This window comes from Buchnera aphidicola (Mindarus keteleerifoliae), from assembly GCF_039392895.1.
In the GTDB taxonomy this organism is placed as follows: Bacteria; Pseudomonadota; Gammaproteobacteria; order Enterobacterales; family Enterobacteriaceae; genus Buchnera_A; species Buchnera_A aphidicola_A.
Genome location: NZ_CP135027.1, coordinates 399,522 through 419,530 on the forward strand (window position 1 = coordinate 399,522; position 20,009 = coordinate 419,530).

Below are 20,009 nucleotides of genomic sequence, written 5' to 3' on the forward strand. Positions count from 1 at the left end.
AAAAAAAACAATTTTGTCCTAAAAAAATAGAATTTATAAATTGGGCAAGACAGTTTCCTTCTAAAAAAAAAAATCGTAACAATTAGAATTGTTAATACATTAGAAATAAAAAAATTAAATTTTATTTATAGAAAAATAAAAAAACCAACAAATATACTCTCATTTCCTTATAATGTTACTTTAAATAATAGTAAAATCCTTTTAGGAGATTTAATAATTTGCAGCGAAATAATGACAATAGAAGCAAAAAAACAAAAAAGAAACATCAAGGAACATTGGGCACATATATTTATACACGGAATATTACATCTACTAGGACACGATCATACTAATAGACAAGAAACAAAAAAAATGGAATCATTAGAATGTAAAATAATGCATAAATTAGGATTTAAGAATCCATATATAAGCAATATGTAACTTACATTACAATTTTTTGTAAAAAAGCAAGAGATATACTAAAATTTTATGAACGATTCCTTCTTAAAAAATATTAATAAAGATAATAAAAAAGGATTTTTTTCGATTTTATTACATCAAATCTTTAATGATGAACCAAAAAATAGAGAAGAATTACTAAAGTTAATACAAGAATCGAAAGAAAAAGAATTAATTGATCAAACTACTAAAAATATGCTAGAAGGAGCAATACTTATAACAAAAAAAACAGTTAAAGAAATAATGATTCCTAGAACTCAAATGATTACTTTAAATTTAAACTATAATTTGAACAAATGTTTAGAAATTATTATCAAATCTGCTCATTCTAGATTTCCTGTTATGAGTAAAGATAAAAATTATATTGAAGGTTTTTTAATAGCCAAAGATTTATTATCCTTTATATACAAAGAAAAAAAATTATTTTTCATAAAAAAATTTCTTAGACCTCCTATTGTTGTACCTGAAAGTAAACACCTTGATAAAATGTTAAAAGAATTTCAATTAAAAAGAAATCATATGGCTATAGTTATAGATGAATTTGGAATTGTGTCAGGATTAATTACAATCGAAGATATACTAGAATTAATTGTAGGAAAAATTGAAGATGAGTTTGATAATGTTAAAGAAATGAATATTAGACAAATAAACCAATTTACCTTCTTAATCAAAGGATTAACTCAAATTAAAGAATTTAATGAAAAATTTAATACAAATTTTTTCGATAAAGAAGTTGATACTATTGGAGGTCTAATTATAAAAAAAGTAGGATATGTACCTAAAATAAACAAAATAATTTGTATCGATAATTATCAATTTAAAATATCTACAATAGATAATAGAAAAATTTTAACAATTCATGTAAAAATTCCTAAAAATTTACTTTTACCTTCTTTAAAAAAATAAATATTATATTAAACATTCTTAATAGCAGTACTTTTATCAATTTTAAATTTTTCAAAAATAGATGTTTTTTACCAATAAAATTTTTATTAAAAACTTATAGAAAGATATAAAACTAAATGAATATAACATATCAAGCAAAAAAAATAGAAAAATATGTCCAGAAATATTGGAAAGAAAAAAAAACTTTTAAAGTTTATGAAAATCCTGAAAAAATAAAATATTATTGCTTAGTAATGCTTCCATATCCTTCCGGAAGTTTACATATGGGACATATAAGAAATTACACTATTGGTGATGTGATATCTAGATATCAAAGAATGCTAGGTAAAAATGTATTACACCCGATAGGATGGGACGCTTTTGGACTACCGGCTGAAATTGCAGCTATAAAAAATAATACTCATCCTATGGAATGGACATATAAAAATATAAAATCAATGAAAAAACAACTAAAAAAAATGGGGTTTAGTTATGATTGGGATAGAGAATTAACTACTTGCAAACCAGATTATTATAAATGGGAACAATGGTTTTTTACAGAAATTGTTAAAAAAAAATTGGCTTACAAAAAAATTGATCTCGTTAACTGGTGTCCTACTGATAAAACAGTTCTTGCTAACGAACAAGTAATTGATGGACTATGTTGGAGATGTCAAACAAGAGTTATTAAAAAAAATATTCCTCAATGGTTTATTAAAATTACTAAATATGCTGAAGAATTGCTAAAAGATTTAAAAAATTTAAAATTTTGGCCTGAAAAAGTAAAAAATATGCAAAAAAACTGGATAGGAAAAACTATAAATATAGAAATTAAATTAAAGGTTAAAAACTTAAATACTATTTTCACTGCTTATATCAAAAACTTAGAATGTATTATGGGCGCAACTTTCATTATCATGTCTACAGAACACAAATTAACTAAATTTTTATCTAAAGTAGACAGCTCAATCAAAAACTTTATCAATGATAATAAAAATTTTTTTGATAAAGAAAATTTTTTTTTTATGAAAGGAAAGAAAACAAACCTAACTGCAATTCATCCTATTAATAAAAAAAAAATTCCAATATGGATAAGTAATTATGTTAAAAATAAAAATAATAAAAAAAGTTTTTATATTGGAATACCTGCTCATAATAAGAAAGACTGGACATTTTCTAAGTTTAATCAAATTAAACCTAAATTTGTATTATTAAATCTAAATGGATGTAAACCAAATTTTGGCAATGTTTCTATATTAAAAAAGGGATACTTATTTAATTCAAATAAATTTACTGGATTAAGTATTAAAAAAGGATTTAACATCATTTTTAACTTTTTAAAAAATCAAAAAATAGCTAAAAAGCTAATATCTTATAAATTAAAAGATTGGGGAATTTCGAGACAAAGATATTGGGGAACTCCTATACCGATAGCCATTACAAAAGAAAATAAAAATATTTGCATACCTAAAGAATTACTTCCTTTAATTTTACCAAAAAAAAACTCTATATCTTCCAGATCTATTATCATTAATAAAAAAAAGAACGTTTGCGAAACGGACACTTTTGACACATTTATTGAATCTTCTTGGTATTATGCAAGGTATACTTGTCCTAAATTCAAACAAGAAATGATTAATTTTGATGCCGCTAAATATTGGTTACCAGTAGACCAATATGTAGGCGGGATTGAACATGCTACTATGCATTTACTATATTTTCGATTCTACCACAAAATGCTTAGAGATTTTAAATTAGTTCCTTATAATGAACCAGTTATAAGACTTTTGTGTCAAGGAATGGTTTTATCTGATGCTTTCTATTTTTTTAACGAAAAAAAAGAAAAAATTTGGATATCTCCCAATGAAATTAATATTTCACGAGATAAAAAGGGAAAAATTATTCAAGCGTATACAAAAAATAAAATTAAAGCATTCCATGCTGGCATGATAAAAATGTCAAAGTCCAAAAATAATGGAATAGATCCTGAATCAGTTATAAAAAACTATGGTGTTGATACTTTAAGATTATTTATTATGTTTTCAGCTCCCCCAGAAATTTCAATTGAATGGAATCCATCTTCTATAAAAGGAATGAGTCGATTTATTCACAAACTTTGGAAGTTTTGTCTTAAAAATATTAAAAATAAAGACTCGATTAAAAAAATAAAAGTACAAAATCTCAATTTTTGTCAACAATCATTTTATATTAGCTTAAATCAAACTATCAAAAAAGTTACTGAAAATATAGATGAAAGACAAACCTTCAACAATGCCATAGCAGCTATTATTAAATTTACGAAAAAAATAATTAATTTTCCTATTAAAGAACCCGAAGATAAATACTTAGTAAGATTTGCATTAATTAATATCATAAAAATGCTATATCCGTTTATTCCTCATTTTAGTTTTGTTATTCTTGAAAGAATAACTTCCAGAAAAAAAATAGATTTCGTTAAATGGCCTACGTTCGATAAAAATTTTTTAGAAAAAACAATTTTTCAAATTGTAATTCAAATAAATGGAAAAAAAAAGAAAACATTAAATTTTTTAAAAAATGAAAGTAAAAAAAATGTTATTTCTAAAATTTTAAAAAAAAATATTATTGAAAATTTTTTAAAAGAAAAAAAAATAAAAAAAATATTTTTTATTCCTAACAAAATAATTAATTTTGTTGTAAAGTAATACTATTCATATATAAAATGAAATAACTAAATAAATTATTTTTCAATTAATTTTTCTTAAATTACTTAATTTCTTTTAAAAATATAAAAAATAATCTAATGTTATTTTTTATAAAAATATAAAATATTAACTATTATGTTTAACATAAAAAAAATTTATCTAAATCAAATCCATATCATTAATGAAAAAAATTTTTACTACTATTACTTATTAATTGGAAAAGAATTAATTTTATTAGAAGAAGCTAAAAAAAAAATATTCAAAATAGCTAAAAAAAAACATTATTTTGAAAAAAAAACATTTTTTATTTCGTCAAAATTTAATTGGAACAAAATATTTTTTTTGTTAGAAAACAAAAATATTTTTAACTTTAAAATGATAATAATATTAATTATAAAAAATGAAAAAAAAATGTTTTTTCTAAAACCTAAGCTTACAAAAATATTTTTTTTATTGAGCAAAAAAAATATAATTGTTATTCAACACGATAATTTTTATTATATAAAAAACAAAATTCTTAAAAAAAAAAAGATCTTGGAGGAATTTCAATTTTTTGTTCATTTTCTAATAAATCAAACAAAGAATTATGGATGAAAAGAAAAATATTGCTTGTTAATCCAACTTTGTCAGAAAAAGTTCAGACAAAAATACAAAAAAAATATGAAAATAATTTATCTATTTTTGAACAAATACTAAATATAATAGAACTTTTTTATTTAAAGAACAAAAATATTACATTAGAAGAAATTGATCAATTAGTTGTTAACAATGAAGAAACGTTCCCTGTAACATGGAGTAATTCGATTCTTTCTGGAGACATAAAAAAATCAGTAAAAATTATAAATGAAATTATATATAAAAAATATAATCCCTTAAATTTAATTAGATTTTTTCAAAAAGATTTATTACTTTTAATAAAGTTTTTCTTTCAAAATAAAAAAATAGAATTTTTTTTAAAAAAAGAAAATATAAAAAATAATCGTTTTATATATTTTATGCGTTGCCTTAAAAAAAACGATCTCAAAAAATTATATTTTGCGTTATCATTACTAATTAAAATAGAAATAAATATCAAAAGTAATGAAAAAAAATTTTTAATTTGGAGTAAATTACAAAATTTATCTATCTTTCTATCGTAGCATTTTTAAAATATATCTTTTAATTTTAATCAAAATTAAGATTTTAAAAAAATTTTCAAGTTTTTTAAAAACATACTTTTTTCAAAAAAGTATGTTTTTAACAATAAACTTAACATATTACAAATATTTTTTTTAATAAAAATTATTTTCTTATTTTTTTTACTTTATAAAAATTATTTTTTAAAATTAAATTTAGGAATTTATAAAATGATCAAAAAAAAACTAGATTTAAGAAATTTTCGATGTCCAGAAAATATTATGTTATTGCGAAAAAAAGTTAGAAACATGAATTTTGGAGAATATTTGTTAGTAATTTCCAATGATTTTTCTTCAAAAAGAGATATACCAAAATTTTGTCAATTTATGAATTGCAAATTAATTAATGTAGAAAAAAAAAATTCTACTGATTATCATCTTCTAAAAAAAAATAATGAAATGTAAAATTATTTAATTAAAAATTTTAACATTCTTCTTATTGGTTCTGAAGCTCCCCATAAAAGCTGATCACCAACCGTAAAAGCTGATAGGTATCTAGAACCAATTGTTAATTTACGTATTCTTCCTATTGGAATATCTAAAGTACCAGTAACAGCAATAGGGTTTAAATATAAAAGCGTATCTTTTATAGTATTAGGTACAACTTTTACCCAAGGATTATGAGAAGATAAAATATTTTCTATTTCCAAAATAGAAAGATCTTCTTTTAATTTTATTGTAAATGATTGACTATGACAACGTAAAGAACCTATTCGAACACAAGTTGCATCTAAAAGTATAGGATTGTTAGATCTAGATAAAATCTTATTAGTTTCAGCTTGAACTTTCCATTCTTCTTTACTTTGACCACTGTTCATTTCTTTATCTATCCAAGGTATTAAACTATACGCTAATGGAGCTTTGAAATTTTTAGTAGGAAAATGAGAAGATCGGATAGTTAAATTTATTTTTTTTTCAATTTCCAATACACTTGAACTTTTAAGAACATCAGAAATATTATTCAAAATCACTCCTGTTTGTTGTATCAACTCTAACATACTTTCTGCTCCACTTCCAGAAGCAGCCTGATAAGTATGAATTGTGCTCCATTCAATTAAGTTATTAGAAAATAAACCACCTAAAGCCAATAACATTAAACTAACAGTACAATTAGAGCCAACATAAGTTTTAATTCCTCTTCTTATAGATTCTTCTATAAAGAAATTATTTATAGGGTCTAACACTATAACACTATCTTTTTCCATTCTAAGAGAAGCAGCTGCATCTATCCAATATCCTTTCCAATTTCTTTTTCTTAGTTCGTAATATACTTTATTAGTATATTCTGTTCCTTGACAAGTAACAATAATATCCATCTTTTTCAAATCATCAATGTCGTATGCATTTTTGATATCATCTAAAGATATTTTTTGAACAAGCGAGTTTTTTTTTCCAATTTGAGAAGTAGAAAAGAAAATAGCATCTATATTTTCAAAATCTTTTTCTTCTAACATTCTTTGCATTAATACTGTTCCTACTGTTCCTCTCCAACCAACAAAACCTACAGATTTTTTCATAATTTTTTTTACGGTCATTTTTTTTTTTAATATAAAATATTCATACTTTATTCAAAAAATAAAAAATTTTTCCCATCTCCTAAAAAATAAAATTAAAATTTTTTTGTTTAACTAAAAATAAAAATTTAATATTTTTAATACAAAAAATATTTTGATTCAAAAATAAAAATTAAAATGAACAAAAATTTTCTATAATATAGAAAACATAAAAACATTATCGATAACATATATACAAAAATATTTTTTGTTAAATATTACATTGTAATATTTAATTATTACATTTTTATATACTAAAGGTAGATTACATTTTATTTAAATTTTAAAAAAGTTACAATAGACAGTATACTACTTTAAGTAACTTAAATTAAATAAAACAGGAAATAGAAATGAAAGAAATGGTATCCACCGTAACATTATTAATTTTAATAATGGATCCTCTAGGAAACCTTCCTATTTTTATGTCAATATTAAAAGATCTTCCTCGAAGAAGACGTCGGTTTATCTTGTTGAGAGAAATGATAATTTCTCTTTTAGTTATGTTATTATTTTTGTTTTTAGGAGAAAAAATACTTACTTTTCTTAATTTAAGAACAGAAGTTGTTTCAATATCAGGAGGAATTATTTTATTCTTAATATCAATAAAAATGATTTTTCCAGAACAGTCTCTTATTAAAGAATCAAAAAAAAATACTCAAGAAGAACCATTTATAGTTCCATTAGCCATACCCTTAGTTGCTGGTCCTTCATTATTAGCAACTCTTATGTTAATGTCACATCAATATCCTGAAAAAATTTTTCTATTATCTGCTTCTTTAATTTTTTCTTGGTTTTTTACTTTAATTGTTTTGTTACTTTCAGGATTTTTTTTAAAAATATTGGGTTCAAAAGGAGTAAATGCTTTAGAACGTCTAATGGGATTAATTTTAATTATGTTATCGGTTCAAATGTTTCTCGATGGAATAAGTGTTTGGTTTAAATTATAAAAAATATAATTTAAATAAAAAGATATTTTTTAAAAAAATTTTTTTGAAAAACAAATATCAAAACAATTTTCATTTTTACAAGGAAATTTATAAATGCCTGTCATATCAATGAAAGAATTAAATTTGTATAACAAAAAAGTATTAATTAGATTAGATTTAAATGTACCAATAAATGATCACGGAAAAATTACTTCACATGCTCGAATTACAGCTTCTATTCCAACAATAGAGTTAGCTATTAAAAAAAGAGCAAAAATAATTATTTGTTCTCATTTAGGAAGGCCTAAAGAAGGAAATTTTCAAAAAAAATTTTCTTTGCTTCCAATTTTTCAATATTTAAAAGAATACTTTAATTCAGTAAAAATTACTTTTAGTAAAACATTTTCATTTAAAGAAATTGAAAAAAGTGAAATAATAATGCTTGAAAATGTTCGATTTAACATAGGAGAAAAAAAAAATTGCAGTTTATTATCAAAAAAATACGCTTCTTTATGCGATGTATTTGTCATGGATGCTTTTGGAACAGCTCACAGATCAGAAGCTTCAACTTGTGGAATTGGATATTTTTCTAAAATAGCTTGCGCAGGACCTTTATTTTTATCCGAACTTTCATCGTTAAAAAAAGCGTTAAAAAATCCTGTTCAACCTGTTGTTTCTATTATCGGGGGATCAAAAGTATCTACTAAATTTAAAATTTTGCAATCTTTAGGAAAGATATCAAACACCATAATTGTAGGAGGAGGAATTGCTAATACTTTTATAGCTACTGATAAAAAAATTGGAAAATCCTTGTTTGAACGTGACTATTTGCATCATGCAAAAAAATTAAAATCAAAATTTAATATCTTGATTCCAACGGATTCAAGAGTTGGAACAGAATTTTCTAAAAATGCCGTTGCTAGAGTAAAAAATACTTCTGATATTAAAGAAAATGAAGAAATTATGGATTTCGGAGATAAAACTATATCAAAAGCATTAAAAATAATCAAATTAGCAAAGACAATTATTTGGAATGGACCTGTAGGAGTATATGAATTTAAAAACTTTCAAAAAGGAACTAAATCGATCGCTTTAGAAATTTCTAAGAGTAATGCTTTTTCTCTTGCTGGAGGAGGTGATACTTTGGCTGTAATTGAAATGTTAAAGATAAAAGAAAAGATTTCCTACGTATCAACCGGAGGAGGTTCATTTTTATCATTTATTGAAGGAAATACATTACCGACTATTAGTATGTTACAAAAAAAATATTTTAAAATAGATAAAAAAAAACAAATTAATTCCACTAATACTTAAATTTTTTTAAAAATAGAGAATTTCAAATGAAAAAAAAATTAAATTTTAAAAAAACAGGAGTTTTGTCCGGAAATGAAGCAAAAAAATTATTTTTGTTTGCTAAAAAAAATAATTTTGCAATTCCAGCAATTAATTGTACCGGAATAGATTCTATAAATACTATTTTAAATTCTGCAGAAAAAATAAATTCTCCCGTTATTATTCAACTTTCATATGGAGGATCTGAGTTCATAGCAGATATTAAATCTAAAAAAATTAAGAAGGAAAAAAAAGCTGTTTTAGGTGCTATATCTGCGGCTAAACATATACATCTAATTTCTTCCTATTATAATATTCCTATTATATTACATACAGATCATTGCCCAAAATCAAGATTATTTTGGATTGATGAATTGTTAGATGAAGGAAAAAAATATATTAAAAATCACGGACATCCTTTATTTACATCGCATATGATTGACTTATCTAAAGAAAAAATTAAAGAAAATATCGACACTTGCTGTAAATACTTAAAACATATGCATGATTTAAATATGTTATTAGAAATAGAATTAGGTTGTACTGGTGGAGAGGAAGATGGAATCGATAATTCTCTTATCAATAAAAAATTGTTATATACTCAACCTATTGATGTTTTATACGCTTACGAAAAATTATATGCTACTAGTAAAAATTTTACAATAGCAGCTTCATTTGGAAATGTTCATGGGGTTTATCAACCAGGAAATGTTTTTTTAAAACCTAAAATACTTAAAAAATCTCAAGAAATTATTAAAAAAAAATATGGTCTATCTTTTAATCCTTTAAATTTTGTATTTCATGGAGGGTCAGGTTCTTCCGAAAAAGAAATAAAAGAAGCTATTAAATATGGAGTTGTAAAAGTTAATATTGATACTGATATTCAATGGGCTAATTGGAAAGGAATTCTAAACTTTTATAAAAAAAATAAAGAATATCTACAATCTCAACTAGGTAATCCAGAAGGAAAAAATATCCCTAATAAAAAATATTACGATCCTCGTGTTTGGATTGAATGTGGAAAAATTTCAATGAATGCTTATTTAAAAAAAATCTTTAAAAAATTAAACGCATTTAATGTATTATAATTTTTTTAAATTACTCTACTTATTTCCTTTATTAAAATATTAAATAAATACGGAGAATAAATGCAATCTTATTCTTCGTAATTAATATGTATCTGAAAATCAAAAATTAACTTTATGTACCAATTGAATATTTAACAGATAAAAATTTCAAATAAATATTGAAAATATTTGACTTATCCAAAAATCTAATATATGGAAATAAAAATGGAAGAATTAAATGTAGTAAGCGATATTAATCATGCAGGAAATTGGATTATACGAAATCAAGAACTTTTGTTTGATTACATAATAAATCTTATGTCATCTATTACTGTTTTAATAGTAGGTTTATTTATAGGAAAAATCATTTCTAATGGAGTAAACAAACTTTTAATTAATAGACATATTGATGCTACTATAGCTGGTTTTTTATCTACTCTAGTAAGATACGTTATTATTACTTTTACAATAATAGCAGCATTAGGTTGCATAGGAGTTCAAACAACTTCGGTTATTGCTATATTAGGAGCCGCTGGGATGGCTATAGGATTAGCATTGCAAGGATCGTTATCAAATTTTGCTGCTGGAGTTTTATTAGTTACATTGAGACCACTAAGAACTAATGAATATGTAGATTTAGGAAATGTAGCTGGAACTGTTTTAAACGTTCATATATTTTATACTACATTAAGAACATTAGATGGAAAAATAGTAGTTGTTCCTAATGGAAAAATTATTGCTGGCAACATTATTAACTATTCTAGAGAACCAGCTAGAAGAAACGAATTTATTATTAGTGTTGCTTATGATTCAGATATTGATAAAGTAATAGAAATATTAAGAGAAGTAGCAAAAAATGAAAAAAGAGTTTTACAAGAAAGGGGGATAGTAGTTGGATTAAGTGAATTAGCTCCTTCCTCTTTAAACTTTATCGTTAGATGTTGGAGTAAAATTGATGATTTAAACTTAGTTTATTGGGATTTGATGGCCAAATTTAAAAAGGCACTTGATGCTAATAAAATTAATATTCCTTATCCAAAAATAGATGTCCATATTTGCAAAAAAAAGTAATTTTAAGACATATAAAAAACAAAAACATTTTTTAAAAAAGGTTTTTATGATTTATTTATACACATCTAACAATCTAAATTCAATTATTATAAAATGCTTAAAAATAATTAAAAAAAACCCTCTTAAAAATCCCTTAGAAAAAGAATATTTTCTAATAGAAAATGAAAATATGGAAGAATGGATCAATATTTTTATTGCAGAAAGAGAACAAATTAGTGCTAATATTGAATTCAAAAATATGTATAATTTTATATGGAAAATATTTAAAAAAAATTTCAATTTTAGATTTCAAAAAGATGAATTTGAACAAGATTCTTTAACTTGGAAATTAATGAATATTTCGTCAATAGAAAAATTTATAAGCAATTTTGGAAAAATTGACACTCAAATAAAAAAAATTCATTTTTGTACTTTTATGGCTGATTTATTTTCAAAATATTTATTGCATCAAAATAAATTAATTATTAACTGGGAAAAAAATATTCTTTTAGATAAGAAAAATTCTTCTGAAAAATGGCAAAAAAAATTATGGAATGAAATAACTAAAAATAACCGTTTGCATTTTTTAAATTTAACTAATTTGCTTTTTAAAAAAATAAGATCTAAAAAATTTAAACATACATTTTTTTCTAATCGTATTTTTATAATAGGAATACATCATTTATATGAAAATTACCTAAAAATCTTGAATCAAATTAGTCCTTATTTAGATATTCACATTTTCATAATTTCTCCTTATAAAATAAAAAACATATCTTTTTCTAAAAAAAATATAGTTTTTAACACTTATATAAATAGAGAATTTAAAAAAAATATTTTATATAATTCATTATTTTCATTAACAAAATATGCTTACAAAAAACTGTTTTTATTTAAAAAAATTCCAATTAAAAAATATACGTCACTGGCTAAAAAAATAGAAAATCCTAAAAAAAAATTATTATTCTATATACAAAATGAAATTTTTTTCTTAAAAAACGAAATATTTTCTTACAAAAAATTAAAACAAGAAATATCAAAGAAAGATTTTTCTTTATCAATACATTGTTGTCATAACATTAGAAGAGAAGTTGAAAATCTACAAAATAATTTATTAAAAATTTTAAATGAAAACAAAAAAATTTTCCCTCAAGATATTTTAGTTCTTGTTTCAAACATAGATAATTACTCGGCAACAATAAGATCTGTCTTCAATAAAAAAGGTGAAAAGAATTTTCTTCCTTTCACTATTTTGAATCAAACTTCTAAAGAAAATAGAACTATTTTATACCTATTAGAAAAGCTATTTAAACTTCATGATTTTAAATTTTGTAATATAGATGTATTAGAGTTATTACAATTTAAATTTATATCAAGAAAATTTAACTTTTCAAAGAAAGAACTAGAAATTTTGAAAGTTTGGATAAAAAATACTAATATCAGATGGGGATTAAACAATAACCATTTAAATAAATTAGGTTTGAATTTGACCGATAAAAACACCTGGGAAAATGGCATTAAAAAATTACTACTTGGTTATGCTATGAACGATTATGATAAATTATGGAGAAACATATCTCCATTTAAAATAACAGAAAAAAAAGAAATAAATGTTTTAGAAAAATTAATTCAGTTTATGACCACTTTAAATAAATGGAAAAAAATTATTTCAAAACCGAAAAAATTCAAAGACTGGTTACCTATTTTTAAAAAAATGATAGTATATTTTTTTTTAAAAGAAGATCTAATTTTAAAAAAAAAATATATTATTTATGAAAATATTTGGAAAAAAAATATTTATTTTGCAATTAATCAAAATTACAAAAAAAAAGTTTTTATTAATATTTTTGTTAAAAAATTTCTAATCAGTGTTAAAAATTTTTTTAAAAAAAAATATTATTCAACAAAAAAAATAACTTTTTTAAGTTTATATAATTTTAACATCATTCCATTCAAAGTAATTTACATACTAGGTTTAAATAAACATATCTATCCTAGAATTAAACCTAATAAATACTTTGATCTTTCAGAAGAAAAAAAATATAAAAATCATGAAAATTTAATAGAAAAAGATTCTTATACCTTTTTAGAAATTTTAGCATCTTCCAAAAAATATTTTATTTTAAGCTATATTAATTATTGTCCAAATAATAATTTAAAATCTGCTCCATCTATTTTAATAGAAAAATTATTGAATTATATTAAAAATAACTTTTTCATAAAAGAAAAATCAAAAAAACAAGAGATACTAAAACATATTCATTTATTTCATTCAACAAATTCATTTGACACCGAAAACTTTAGTAAAACGAATAAATATCAAAGTTTTGACGCTGATTGGTTTAAAATTTTATCCAATAAAAATAAAAATGAATTTAATTTTTTTAAGAAAATGAATCTTTATTTCGAAAAAAAAATTGAATTAAAAAAACTAATTTTATTTTGGAAAAATCCTGTTCGATTTTTTTTTCAAAATAGACTGGAAATTGTATTTCCAACTGAAAATGAAAATTTAACTAAAAATGAACCTTTCGCTTTAAATTCACTTGAAATTTACAGCTTAAACGAAAAAATTTTAAATGGATTAATTAAAAAAAAATCCATAAAAAAAATTTTAAAAGATTTTCAATTCTCAGGAAGATTACCTTATAATTTTAATTATTTTTATATATATAAGGAAAAATATGAAGAATTATTAATTCTATCAAAAAAAATTTTAGAAAATAAAAAAAAATTAGAAGATAAAAAAATATATTTTTGTTTATCTAAAAACACAATATATGGAACGTTAAATAACGTACAAGAAACAGGTATTTTAAAATGGAAATCAACCCTATTAAATTATAATGATATGATATCATTGTGGTTAGAACATTTAATATACTGTATTTCAGGAGGTAAAGGAACTTCTGTTTTATATGGAATAAAAAACAAAAAGTATTTATTTTTAACAATTGAAAAAAACATAGCTATATCATATCTTGAATATTTTATTCAAGGATATTTAAAAGGATTAAATAGTCCTATTTTATTAACAAAATCTGGATTTTCTTGGATGAAAAGGATTTATAATACAACTCAAAAAACTATGTTTTTAGATAAAAAAAATATTAAACAGGCAAAAAAAAATTTTCTACAAACCTGGTATGGAAATATGATTATTTCTGGAGAAAAAGATGATCTTTACATTAAAAAGATTATTCCTGAAATAACCGAAGAATTAATTCAAAAAATGTGCAAAGTTTGTGAAAAATGGATTGTTCCTATTTTAAATCAAATTAACTATTAATTTATTTGTCAAATATATGGAAGAAAATAAAAAAATAAAAGATATAATGAAATTTTCATTAACTGGAAAAAAAATAATCGAAGCCTCTGCTGGAACAGGAAAAACTTTTTTTATAGTCGTAACTTATATCAGATTAATATTAGGCATTAACTATAAAAATAATAATAAACCTTTATCAATAAACGAAATTCTTGTATTAACTTTTAACAAATCAGCAAAAGAAGAAATTTTAAATAGAATAAAAAAAATTATTCAAAATCTAAAGTATGCTTGCTTTAAAAAAAATATTTATGATGCATATGTAAATATGATTTTAAATCAAGTTCAAAATTTAAAATCAGCTTATCTTTTACTTTTAAAAGCAGAAGAAGATTTAAATCAAGCAAAAATTTTTACCGTAGACAGTTTCTTTTATAGAATACTAAATCATTTTTCTTTTCATATAAATCCTATAAATAATTTTAAACAAAATATGAATGAAAAAAATATATATCTAAAAGCAACTATAAATTTTTGGAGAAAAAAATGTTATTTTTTTTCAAAGGAACTATTAAATATTATTTATAAAACTTGGAAAACACCTTTAAATTTATTTAAAGAAATTGAACCTTGGATTTTTTACAAAAAAAATAATCCTACTTTTAAAATAAAAAAAATTCCAAATTTAGAACATTTACATAAAAAAAATATCAAAAAAATTAATTTTTTTAAAAAATCTTGGTTAGGAATTAAAAACAAAATATTCCTTTTAATTGATAATATTTCCAATAATAAAAAATTTTTGGGCAAAAAAAACAAGAAAAAATGGATAAATACCATAAATTTTTGGGCAAAACAAAAAACAATCGATTATTTTATTCCTAATGAACTAATTTATTTTCAAAAAAAAATAAATGTAAAAAATAAAAAAAATAAAAAAATGCACAATTTTTTTATTTATATAAACTTTTTTTTAGAACAAAAAATATCTATAAAAAAAGAATTCATTCTAACATCTATCAAAAATATACTTTCATATGTTAATTTTGAAAAAAAAAATACTGGAAAATTGGAATATTCTGATTTTTCAAAATTACTTTTTAAAGAATTAAAAAAAAGAAAAAATAATTTTCTAAAAAAAATAAGTAAAAAATTTTGTTCAATATTAATCGACGAATTTCAGGATATTAATCTACAACAATATAAAATCATTAAAAAAATATTTTATAAACAAAAAAATATATTTTTACTATTAATAGGAGATCCAAAACAATCTATTTATAATTTTAGAGGAGCAAGTATACTTTCTTATTTACAATCAAAATTTGAAATTAAATCACATTTTTTTCTTGATACAAATTGGAGATCTACACCTCATATAGTTAAAAATATAAATTTATTTTTTTCTAGAGTTCAGAATCCATTTTTAACTTCAAAAATAAAATTTATTCCTTCTGTTTATTCAATAGAAAATAAAAAAAATTATTTTAGAATAAAAAATTCTATTCAACCTTCTTTCTCTATTTTTTTTAATTCAAAAGAGACAATTTCTAAAAAAAATTATGAACAATGGATTTCTAAAGAATGCGCTAAAAGCATTTTTTATTGGCTCGAAACAGGAAAAAGAAAAAGTTCAATTTTATCTATTAAAAACAAAAAAAATTATGTTTCAGAAAAAGATATCGTTGTAATAGTAAAAAATAAAAATGAGGCTTATTCCATACAAAAAGCTTTAAAAAATATAAATATCTCATCAATTTATTTATCTTCTAATAAAAATGTATTTGCTTCGTTAGAAGCTAAAGAATTTCTTTGGATACTAACTGCTATTTTAGATCCTAAAAATGAAAGAAAAATTAAAAGAGCATTATGTACTAACATTTTAGAAAATAACTCAAATAAAATAAATAAAATTTTTTTAAATTTTCAAGATTGGTCGTTGATAATAAAAAAATTTAAATATTTTAAACAAATTTGGGAAAAATCAGGAGTTTTTTCTTTAATAAAACATTTAATAAAAATTAAAACAAAAAAAATATCTTTAAATAAAGAAATGAAAAGTTTTTTTAACATTAATAACTTCTTGCATTTGGCTGAATTAATCAATGAAAAATTCTTTTCGTTAAATGAAAAACAATCTCTTGTATATTGGTTAGAAAAAAAAATTAACAATGTTAATTTTTTATCAAAAAATAATTTTTTTCATATTCCAACTAACAATAATTTTATTAAAATTATTTCTGTGCATAAATCAAAAGGACTAGAATTTCCATTGGTTTGGATACCTTTTATTATGAATTATACGGAAAAAAAAATAGGGTTATATTTTACAAAAGAAAAAAAATTAAATCTTAATTTAGATAAAAATTCAAAAAAATCTCATTTAGTTGATAATGAACGACTTTCTGAAGATATACGATTATTATACGTATCATTAACGAGAGCAACTATACATTGCAGTTTAGGAATAGCTAGAATTTCTAAAACAAGAAAAAAAAAATACGATATCTTTTCTACGATACACCAAAGTGCTTTTGGATATCTTCTTCAAAAAGGAAAAAAATGTAATTTCCTTAATTTTAAAAAAGAAATTAAAGAAATTAAAAATTATAAAAACATTAAATTTTTTTCAAAATTTGAAGAAAAAATTTCTACAAAAATTTCTAAAAAGAACGTAAAAAGTACAAATGTACAAATATTTCATAGAAATATTAAAAATTACTGGAATATAACCAGTTACTCTCAATTAAAAATTGAAAACATAAATTTAAATAAAAATGAACCCTTCTCCTCAAATAAAAAAAATACAAATATTATTTCAAATATTTTAAATCCCCATTATTTTCCAAAAGGTAATAAATTAGGATCTTTACTACACAATATTTTAAGAAAATGCGAATTTTCCAAAGAAATAAAAGAAAAATTCCTAGTTAAAGAAATTAATAAAGAAGAATTAAATGAAAAATGGGTTCCAATCCTAAAAGATTGGATAAATCAAATATTTTTTAGAGAAATTAACAAAGAAAAAATTGTACTATCAAAACTGAAAAAGGGCGAATATTTAAAAGAATTAAAATTTTTTTTCCCTATAAAAAAAATGATAAATGATCAAAAATTAAATGAGATAATACAGCTAAATAATTTTAAAAATCAATCCCCCCCTTTTTTTAAATTTAAGAAAAAAAAAGGAATAATTACAGGATTTATTGATCTAATTGTATTTTTAAATAAAAAATATTATATTTTAGAATATAAATCTAATTGGTTAGGTATTAATAATAGTTTTTATTGTACAAAAAACATAGAAAAGGAAATAATTAAACAACGATACGATATACAATGTTTGTTATATACTATAGCACTTAATAGATATTTAAATAAAAAAATAAAAAAGTATGATTTTAATAAAAATTTTGGAGGTTTTTATTTTTTATTTATTAGAGGTATGTACCATGAAAAAAATGCATCTAAACAAAATAGCGGAATTTATCTGTACAATCCAAAAAAAAAATATGTAAATGAATTGGATAACTTTTTTAAAGGAAAATAAATTCTTTATCAAAGTTTTTAATTTAACAAAATGGATCAAATATTTTTGATATGAAAATATTAAAAATTAAATAATAAATATTATTACTTTTAATTGAATTAAAAAAATTTTTATTAATTAATAATATTAATTATCACTATTCTTTTTCATATTCTAAAATATTTGATTTAATAATAAAAAATTTATCCTTTTAAAAAAAATAAATAATGCTTAAAAAATGAAAAAAATACTAAAAGAAGCTGTTAAAAAAAAAATGATTAGAAACATAGATTTTTATTTTTCTATTTTTGTTTCTAAAAAAAATGAACCTGCTGTTATGTTAGCTGCTGCTTGTACAAGTCATTTTTATGGAAATGGTAATGCATGTTTACCTATAAAATTATTAAAAAAAAAATATTTTAGAAATCCTAGAAAAAAAATTGTTAAAAACCTATGGAAAATTATAGATTTCATAAAATCAACCAAAGATTGGATTAATATTTTAAAAAAAAGCGATGCGATTGGAAAAGAAAATAGTAATAATCCGATTATTTTATCAAACAATAGTTTATATCTTTATCAAGTTTGGAAAACAGAAAAAAAGATAATTGAATTTTTAATTAAAAATAGTAACTTGGAAATAAAAAAAAAATTTTATGAAAATTTTTTAAAAAAAATAAATTTTAAAAAAGAAAACTATTATCAAAAATTAGCTATTTTAATGACAATGATCAATAAAATTACTTTCATCATAGGGGGGCCTGGAACAGGAAAAACTACCTTAATATCAAAATTAATTATTTCAATAATTCAACTTTCCAACAACCTTCCCATTATTAAGTTAACAGCAATGACAGGAAAAGCTGCTTCTAATTTATTAGATTCAATAAAAAAAAATATTTCTATATCAAATTTAACAAAATCAGAAAAAAAATGTCTTCCAAATTGCTCTTCTACTTTACATCGTTTGTTAAAAATAAAATCTAATTTTAATTTAAATACAACTCAAAAAAAAAATATTATTTTAGCAGATATATTAATCATTGATGAATCTTCAATGATCGATTTTTTTATAATGAACAAATTAATTCAATCTGTATCAGAATCTACAAAAATAATATTTATAGGAGATTGTAACCAGTTACCCCCTGTAGGAACAGGATTTTTGTTAAAAGATATTTCTTACTTTCATCAATTAGGATATACCAAAAAATTTACAGATTTATTAAAAAAAACAAATTTTTTAAACAAAAAATATATTAATAAAAATTCAAAATTTATTATTAACAATAATATTTGTGCTCTAGAAAAAAATTACCGATTTTCATCAAAATCAGGAATTAATCAACTTGCTCTGATGCTAAAATTAGGAAAAACAAAAATAATAAAAAAAATAGTTAACAATGTTTATCCGGATATTAAATATATTTCAGTAACGAATAATAAAGAATATAAAAATATGATATTTTCAGTTACTAAAAAATACAAAAAATATATTAAAAACATCAAAACAACTCAAAATCCTAAAAAAATTATAACTTTATTTAATAAATATCGACTAATTTGCGTATTAAAAAAAGGATTTTTTGGAACTAAACATATTAATAAATGCATAGAAAACAAAATGAAAAAACTTTCTTTAATCAAACCTACTATAATTAACAAAAAAAATTGGTATGTAGGAAAACCTATTCTAGTTAAAGAAAATAACAAAAATTTAAAAATTTTTAATGGAAATATTGGGATAACTTTATTAGATTCAAATAAAAACTTTTCAGTTTTTTTTCTTTCTTCAAACAATGCAATTAAAATTGTACCTATTGATCTGTTACCTAAATATGAAACAGCATGGACCATAACTGTTCATAAATCACAAGGATCAGAATTTATCCATACAGGACTATTATTACCTTTTAGTTTTGTAAAAACTTTAAACAGAGAATTACTCTATACTGCCATTACAAGATCTAAAAAAAAATTAACTTTATATGCTAACAAAAACATTTTACATGCAACTATAAAAAATAAAGTTGTCAGATATAGTGGAATTATAAAAAAAATACAAAAACATATTGAATGATAAGTTATTCTTATCTTCTATT

Annotated in this window: 13 protein-coding genes; 12 read left to right on the forward strand and 1 reads right to left on the reverse strand. The window is 21.3% G+C overall.

Going from position 1 to position 20,009, the window contains the following annotated elements:
* The first annotated feature begins 123 nt into the window (after positions 1 to 123).
* The 5 genes from ybeY (at position 124) to tusA (ending at position 5,587) form a co-directional block, all read left to right on the forward strand.
* Positions 124 to 420, forward strand: a complete 297-nt coding sequence (ybeY, locus tag RJT62_RS01820; protein WP_343153966.1) for an rRNA maturation RNase YbeY — start codon at positions 124 to 126, stop codon at positions 418 to 420.
* A gap of 48 nt (positions 421 to 468) precedes the next feature.
* Positions 469 to 1,344, forward strand: coding sequence for a CNNM family magnesium/cobalt transport protein CorC (corC, locus tag RJT62_RS01825; RefSeq protein ID WP_343153419.1), 876 nt, complete (start codon positions 469 to 471; stop codon positions 1,342 to 1,344).
* 116 nt (positions 1,345 to 1,460) lie between these two features.
* A complete protein-coding gene (gene leuS / locus RJT62_RS01830) occupies positions 1,461 to 4,007 on the forward strand; it encodes a leucine--tRNA ligase (protein ID WP_343153421.1) in 2,547 nt (848 codons plus the stop codon).
* A 590-nt stretch (positions 4,008 to 4,597) separates the two neighbouring features.
* Entirely contained in the window at positions 4,598 to 5,146 is a 549-nt protein-coding gene (locus RJT62_RS01835) for a hypothetical protein (RefSeq protein ID WP_343153423.1), read from the forward strand.
* A gap of 207 nt (positions 5,147 to 5,353) precedes the next feature.
* Positions 5,354 to 5,587 (forward strand): sulfurtransferase TusA, encoded by a 234-nt coding sequence (gene tusA, locus RJT62_RS01840; RefSeq protein ID WP_343153425.1) that lies wholly within the window; start codon positions 5,354 to 5,356, stop codon positions 5,585 to 5,587.
* 2 nt (positions 5,588 to 5,589) lie between these two features.
* Here the strand turns inward: tusA and asd are convergent, their stop codons facing one another.
* Positions 5,590 to 6,699 (reverse strand): aspartate-semialdehyde dehydrogenase, encoded by a 1,110-nt coding sequence (gene asd, locus RJT62_RS01845; protein WP_343153967.1) that lies wholly within the window; start codon positions 6,697 to 6,699, stop codon positions 5,590 to 5,592.
* A gap of 386 nt (positions 6,700 to 7,085) precedes the next feature.
* On the opposite strand from asd, the gene RJT62_RS01850 reads away from it, so the two are divergent.
* The 7 genes from RJT62_RS01850 to recD all read left to right on the forward strand — a co-directional run bounded on the left by RJT62_RS01850 (position 7,086) and on the right by recD (position 19,987).
* Entirely contained in the window at positions 7,086 to 7,682 is a 597-nt protein-coding gene (locus RJT62_RS01850) for a YhgN family NAAT transporter (protein WP_343153428.1), read from the forward strand.
* Between the two features lie 93 nt (positions 7,683 to 7,775).
* Positions 7,776 to 8,975, forward strand: a complete 1,200-nt coding sequence (locus RJT62_RS01855; protein WP_343153430.1) for a phosphoglycerate kinase — start codon at positions 7,776 to 7,778, stop codon at positions 8,973 to 8,975.
* A gap of 26 nt (positions 8,976 to 9,001) precedes the next feature.
* Positions 9,002 to 10,081 carry a class II fructose-bisphosphate aldolase gene (gene fbaA / locus RJT62_RS01860; RefSeq protein WP_343153432.1) on the forward strand — a complete coding sequence of 360 codons (1,080 nt, stop codon included), beginning with the start codon at positions 9,002 to 9,004 and terminating at the stop codon, positions 10,079 to 10,081.
* Positions 10,082 to 10,285: 204 nt separating this feature from the next.
* On the forward strand, positions 10,286 to 11,131 hold the full coding sequence (gene mscS, locus RJT62_RS01865) for a small-conductance mechanosensitive channel MscS (RefSeq protein ID WP_343153434.1): 846 nt from the start codon (positions 10,286 to 10,288) through the stop codon (positions 11,129 to 11,131).
* Between the two features lie 46 nt (positions 11,132 to 11,177).
* A complete protein-coding gene (locus tag RJT62_RS01870) occupies positions 11,178 to 14,399 on the forward strand; it encodes an exodeoxyribonuclease V subunit gamma (protein ID WP_343153436.1) in 3,222 nt (1,073 codons plus the stop codon).
* A 46-nt stretch (positions 14,400 to 14,445) separates the two neighbouring features.
* On the forward strand, positions 14,446 to 17,928 hold the full coding sequence (gene recB / locus RJT62_RS01875) for an exodeoxyribonuclease V subunit beta (RefSeq protein WP_343153437.1): 3,483 nt from the start codon (positions 14,446 to 14,448) through the stop codon (positions 17,926 to 17,928).
* 217 nt (positions 17,929 to 18,145) lie between these two features.
* On the forward strand, positions 18,146 to 19,987 hold the full coding sequence (gene recD / locus RJT62_RS01880; protein WP_343153440.1) for an exodeoxyribonuclease V subunit alpha: 1,842 nt from the start codon (positions 18,146 to 18,148) through the stop codon (positions 19,985 to 19,987).
* Positions 19,988 to 20,009 lie beyond the last annotated feature (22 nt).

Excerpts from the sequence above, each read along its gene's own strand:
- corC (WP_343153419.1), top strand. The coding sequence starts at position 469 with ATGAACGATTCCTTCTTAAAAAATATTAATAAAGATAATAAAAAAGGA.
- leuS (WP_343153421.1), top strand. The coding sequence starts at position 1,461 with ATGAATATAACATATCAAGCAAAAAAAATAGAAAAATATGTCCAGAAA.
- RJT62_RS01835 (WP_343153423.1), top strand. The coding sequence starts at position 4,598 with ATGAAAAGAAAAATATTGCTTGTTAATCCAACTTTGTCAGAAAAAGTT.
- tusA (WP_343153425.1), top strand. The coding sequence starts at position 5,354 with ATGATCAAAAAAAAACTAGATTTAAGAAATTTTCGATGTCCAGAAAAT.
- asd (WP_343153967.1), bottom strand. The coding sequence starts at position 6,699 with ATGAAAAAATCTGTAGGTTTTGTTGGTTGGAGAGGAACAGTAGGAACA.
- RJT62_RS01850 (WP_343153428.1), top strand. The coding sequence starts at position 7,086 with ATGAAAGAAATGGTATCCACCGTAACATTATTAATTTTAATAATGGAT.
- RJT62_RS01855 (WP_343153430.1), top strand. The coding sequence starts at position 7,776 with ATGCCTGTCATATCAATGAAAGAATTAAATTTGTATAACAAAAAAGTA.
- fbaA (WP_343153432.1), top strand. The coding sequence starts at position 9,002 with ATGAAAAAAAAATTAAATTTTAAAAAAACAGGAGTTTTGTCCGGAAAT.
- mscS (WP_343153434.1), top strand. The coding sequence starts at position 10,286 with ATGGAAGAATTAAATGTAGTAAGCGATATTAATCATGCAGGAAATTGG.
- RJT62_RS01870 (WP_343153436.1), top strand. The coding sequence starts at position 11,178 with ATGATTTATTTATACACATCTAACAATCTAAATTCAATTATTATAAAA.
- recB (WP_343153437.1), top strand. The coding sequence starts at position 14,446 with ATGAAATTTTCATTAACTGGAAAAAAAATAATCGAAGCCTCTGCTGGA.
- recD (WP_343153440.1), top strand. The coding sequence starts at position 18,146 with ATGAAAAAAATACTAAAAGAAGCTGTTAAAAAAAAAATGATTAGAAAC.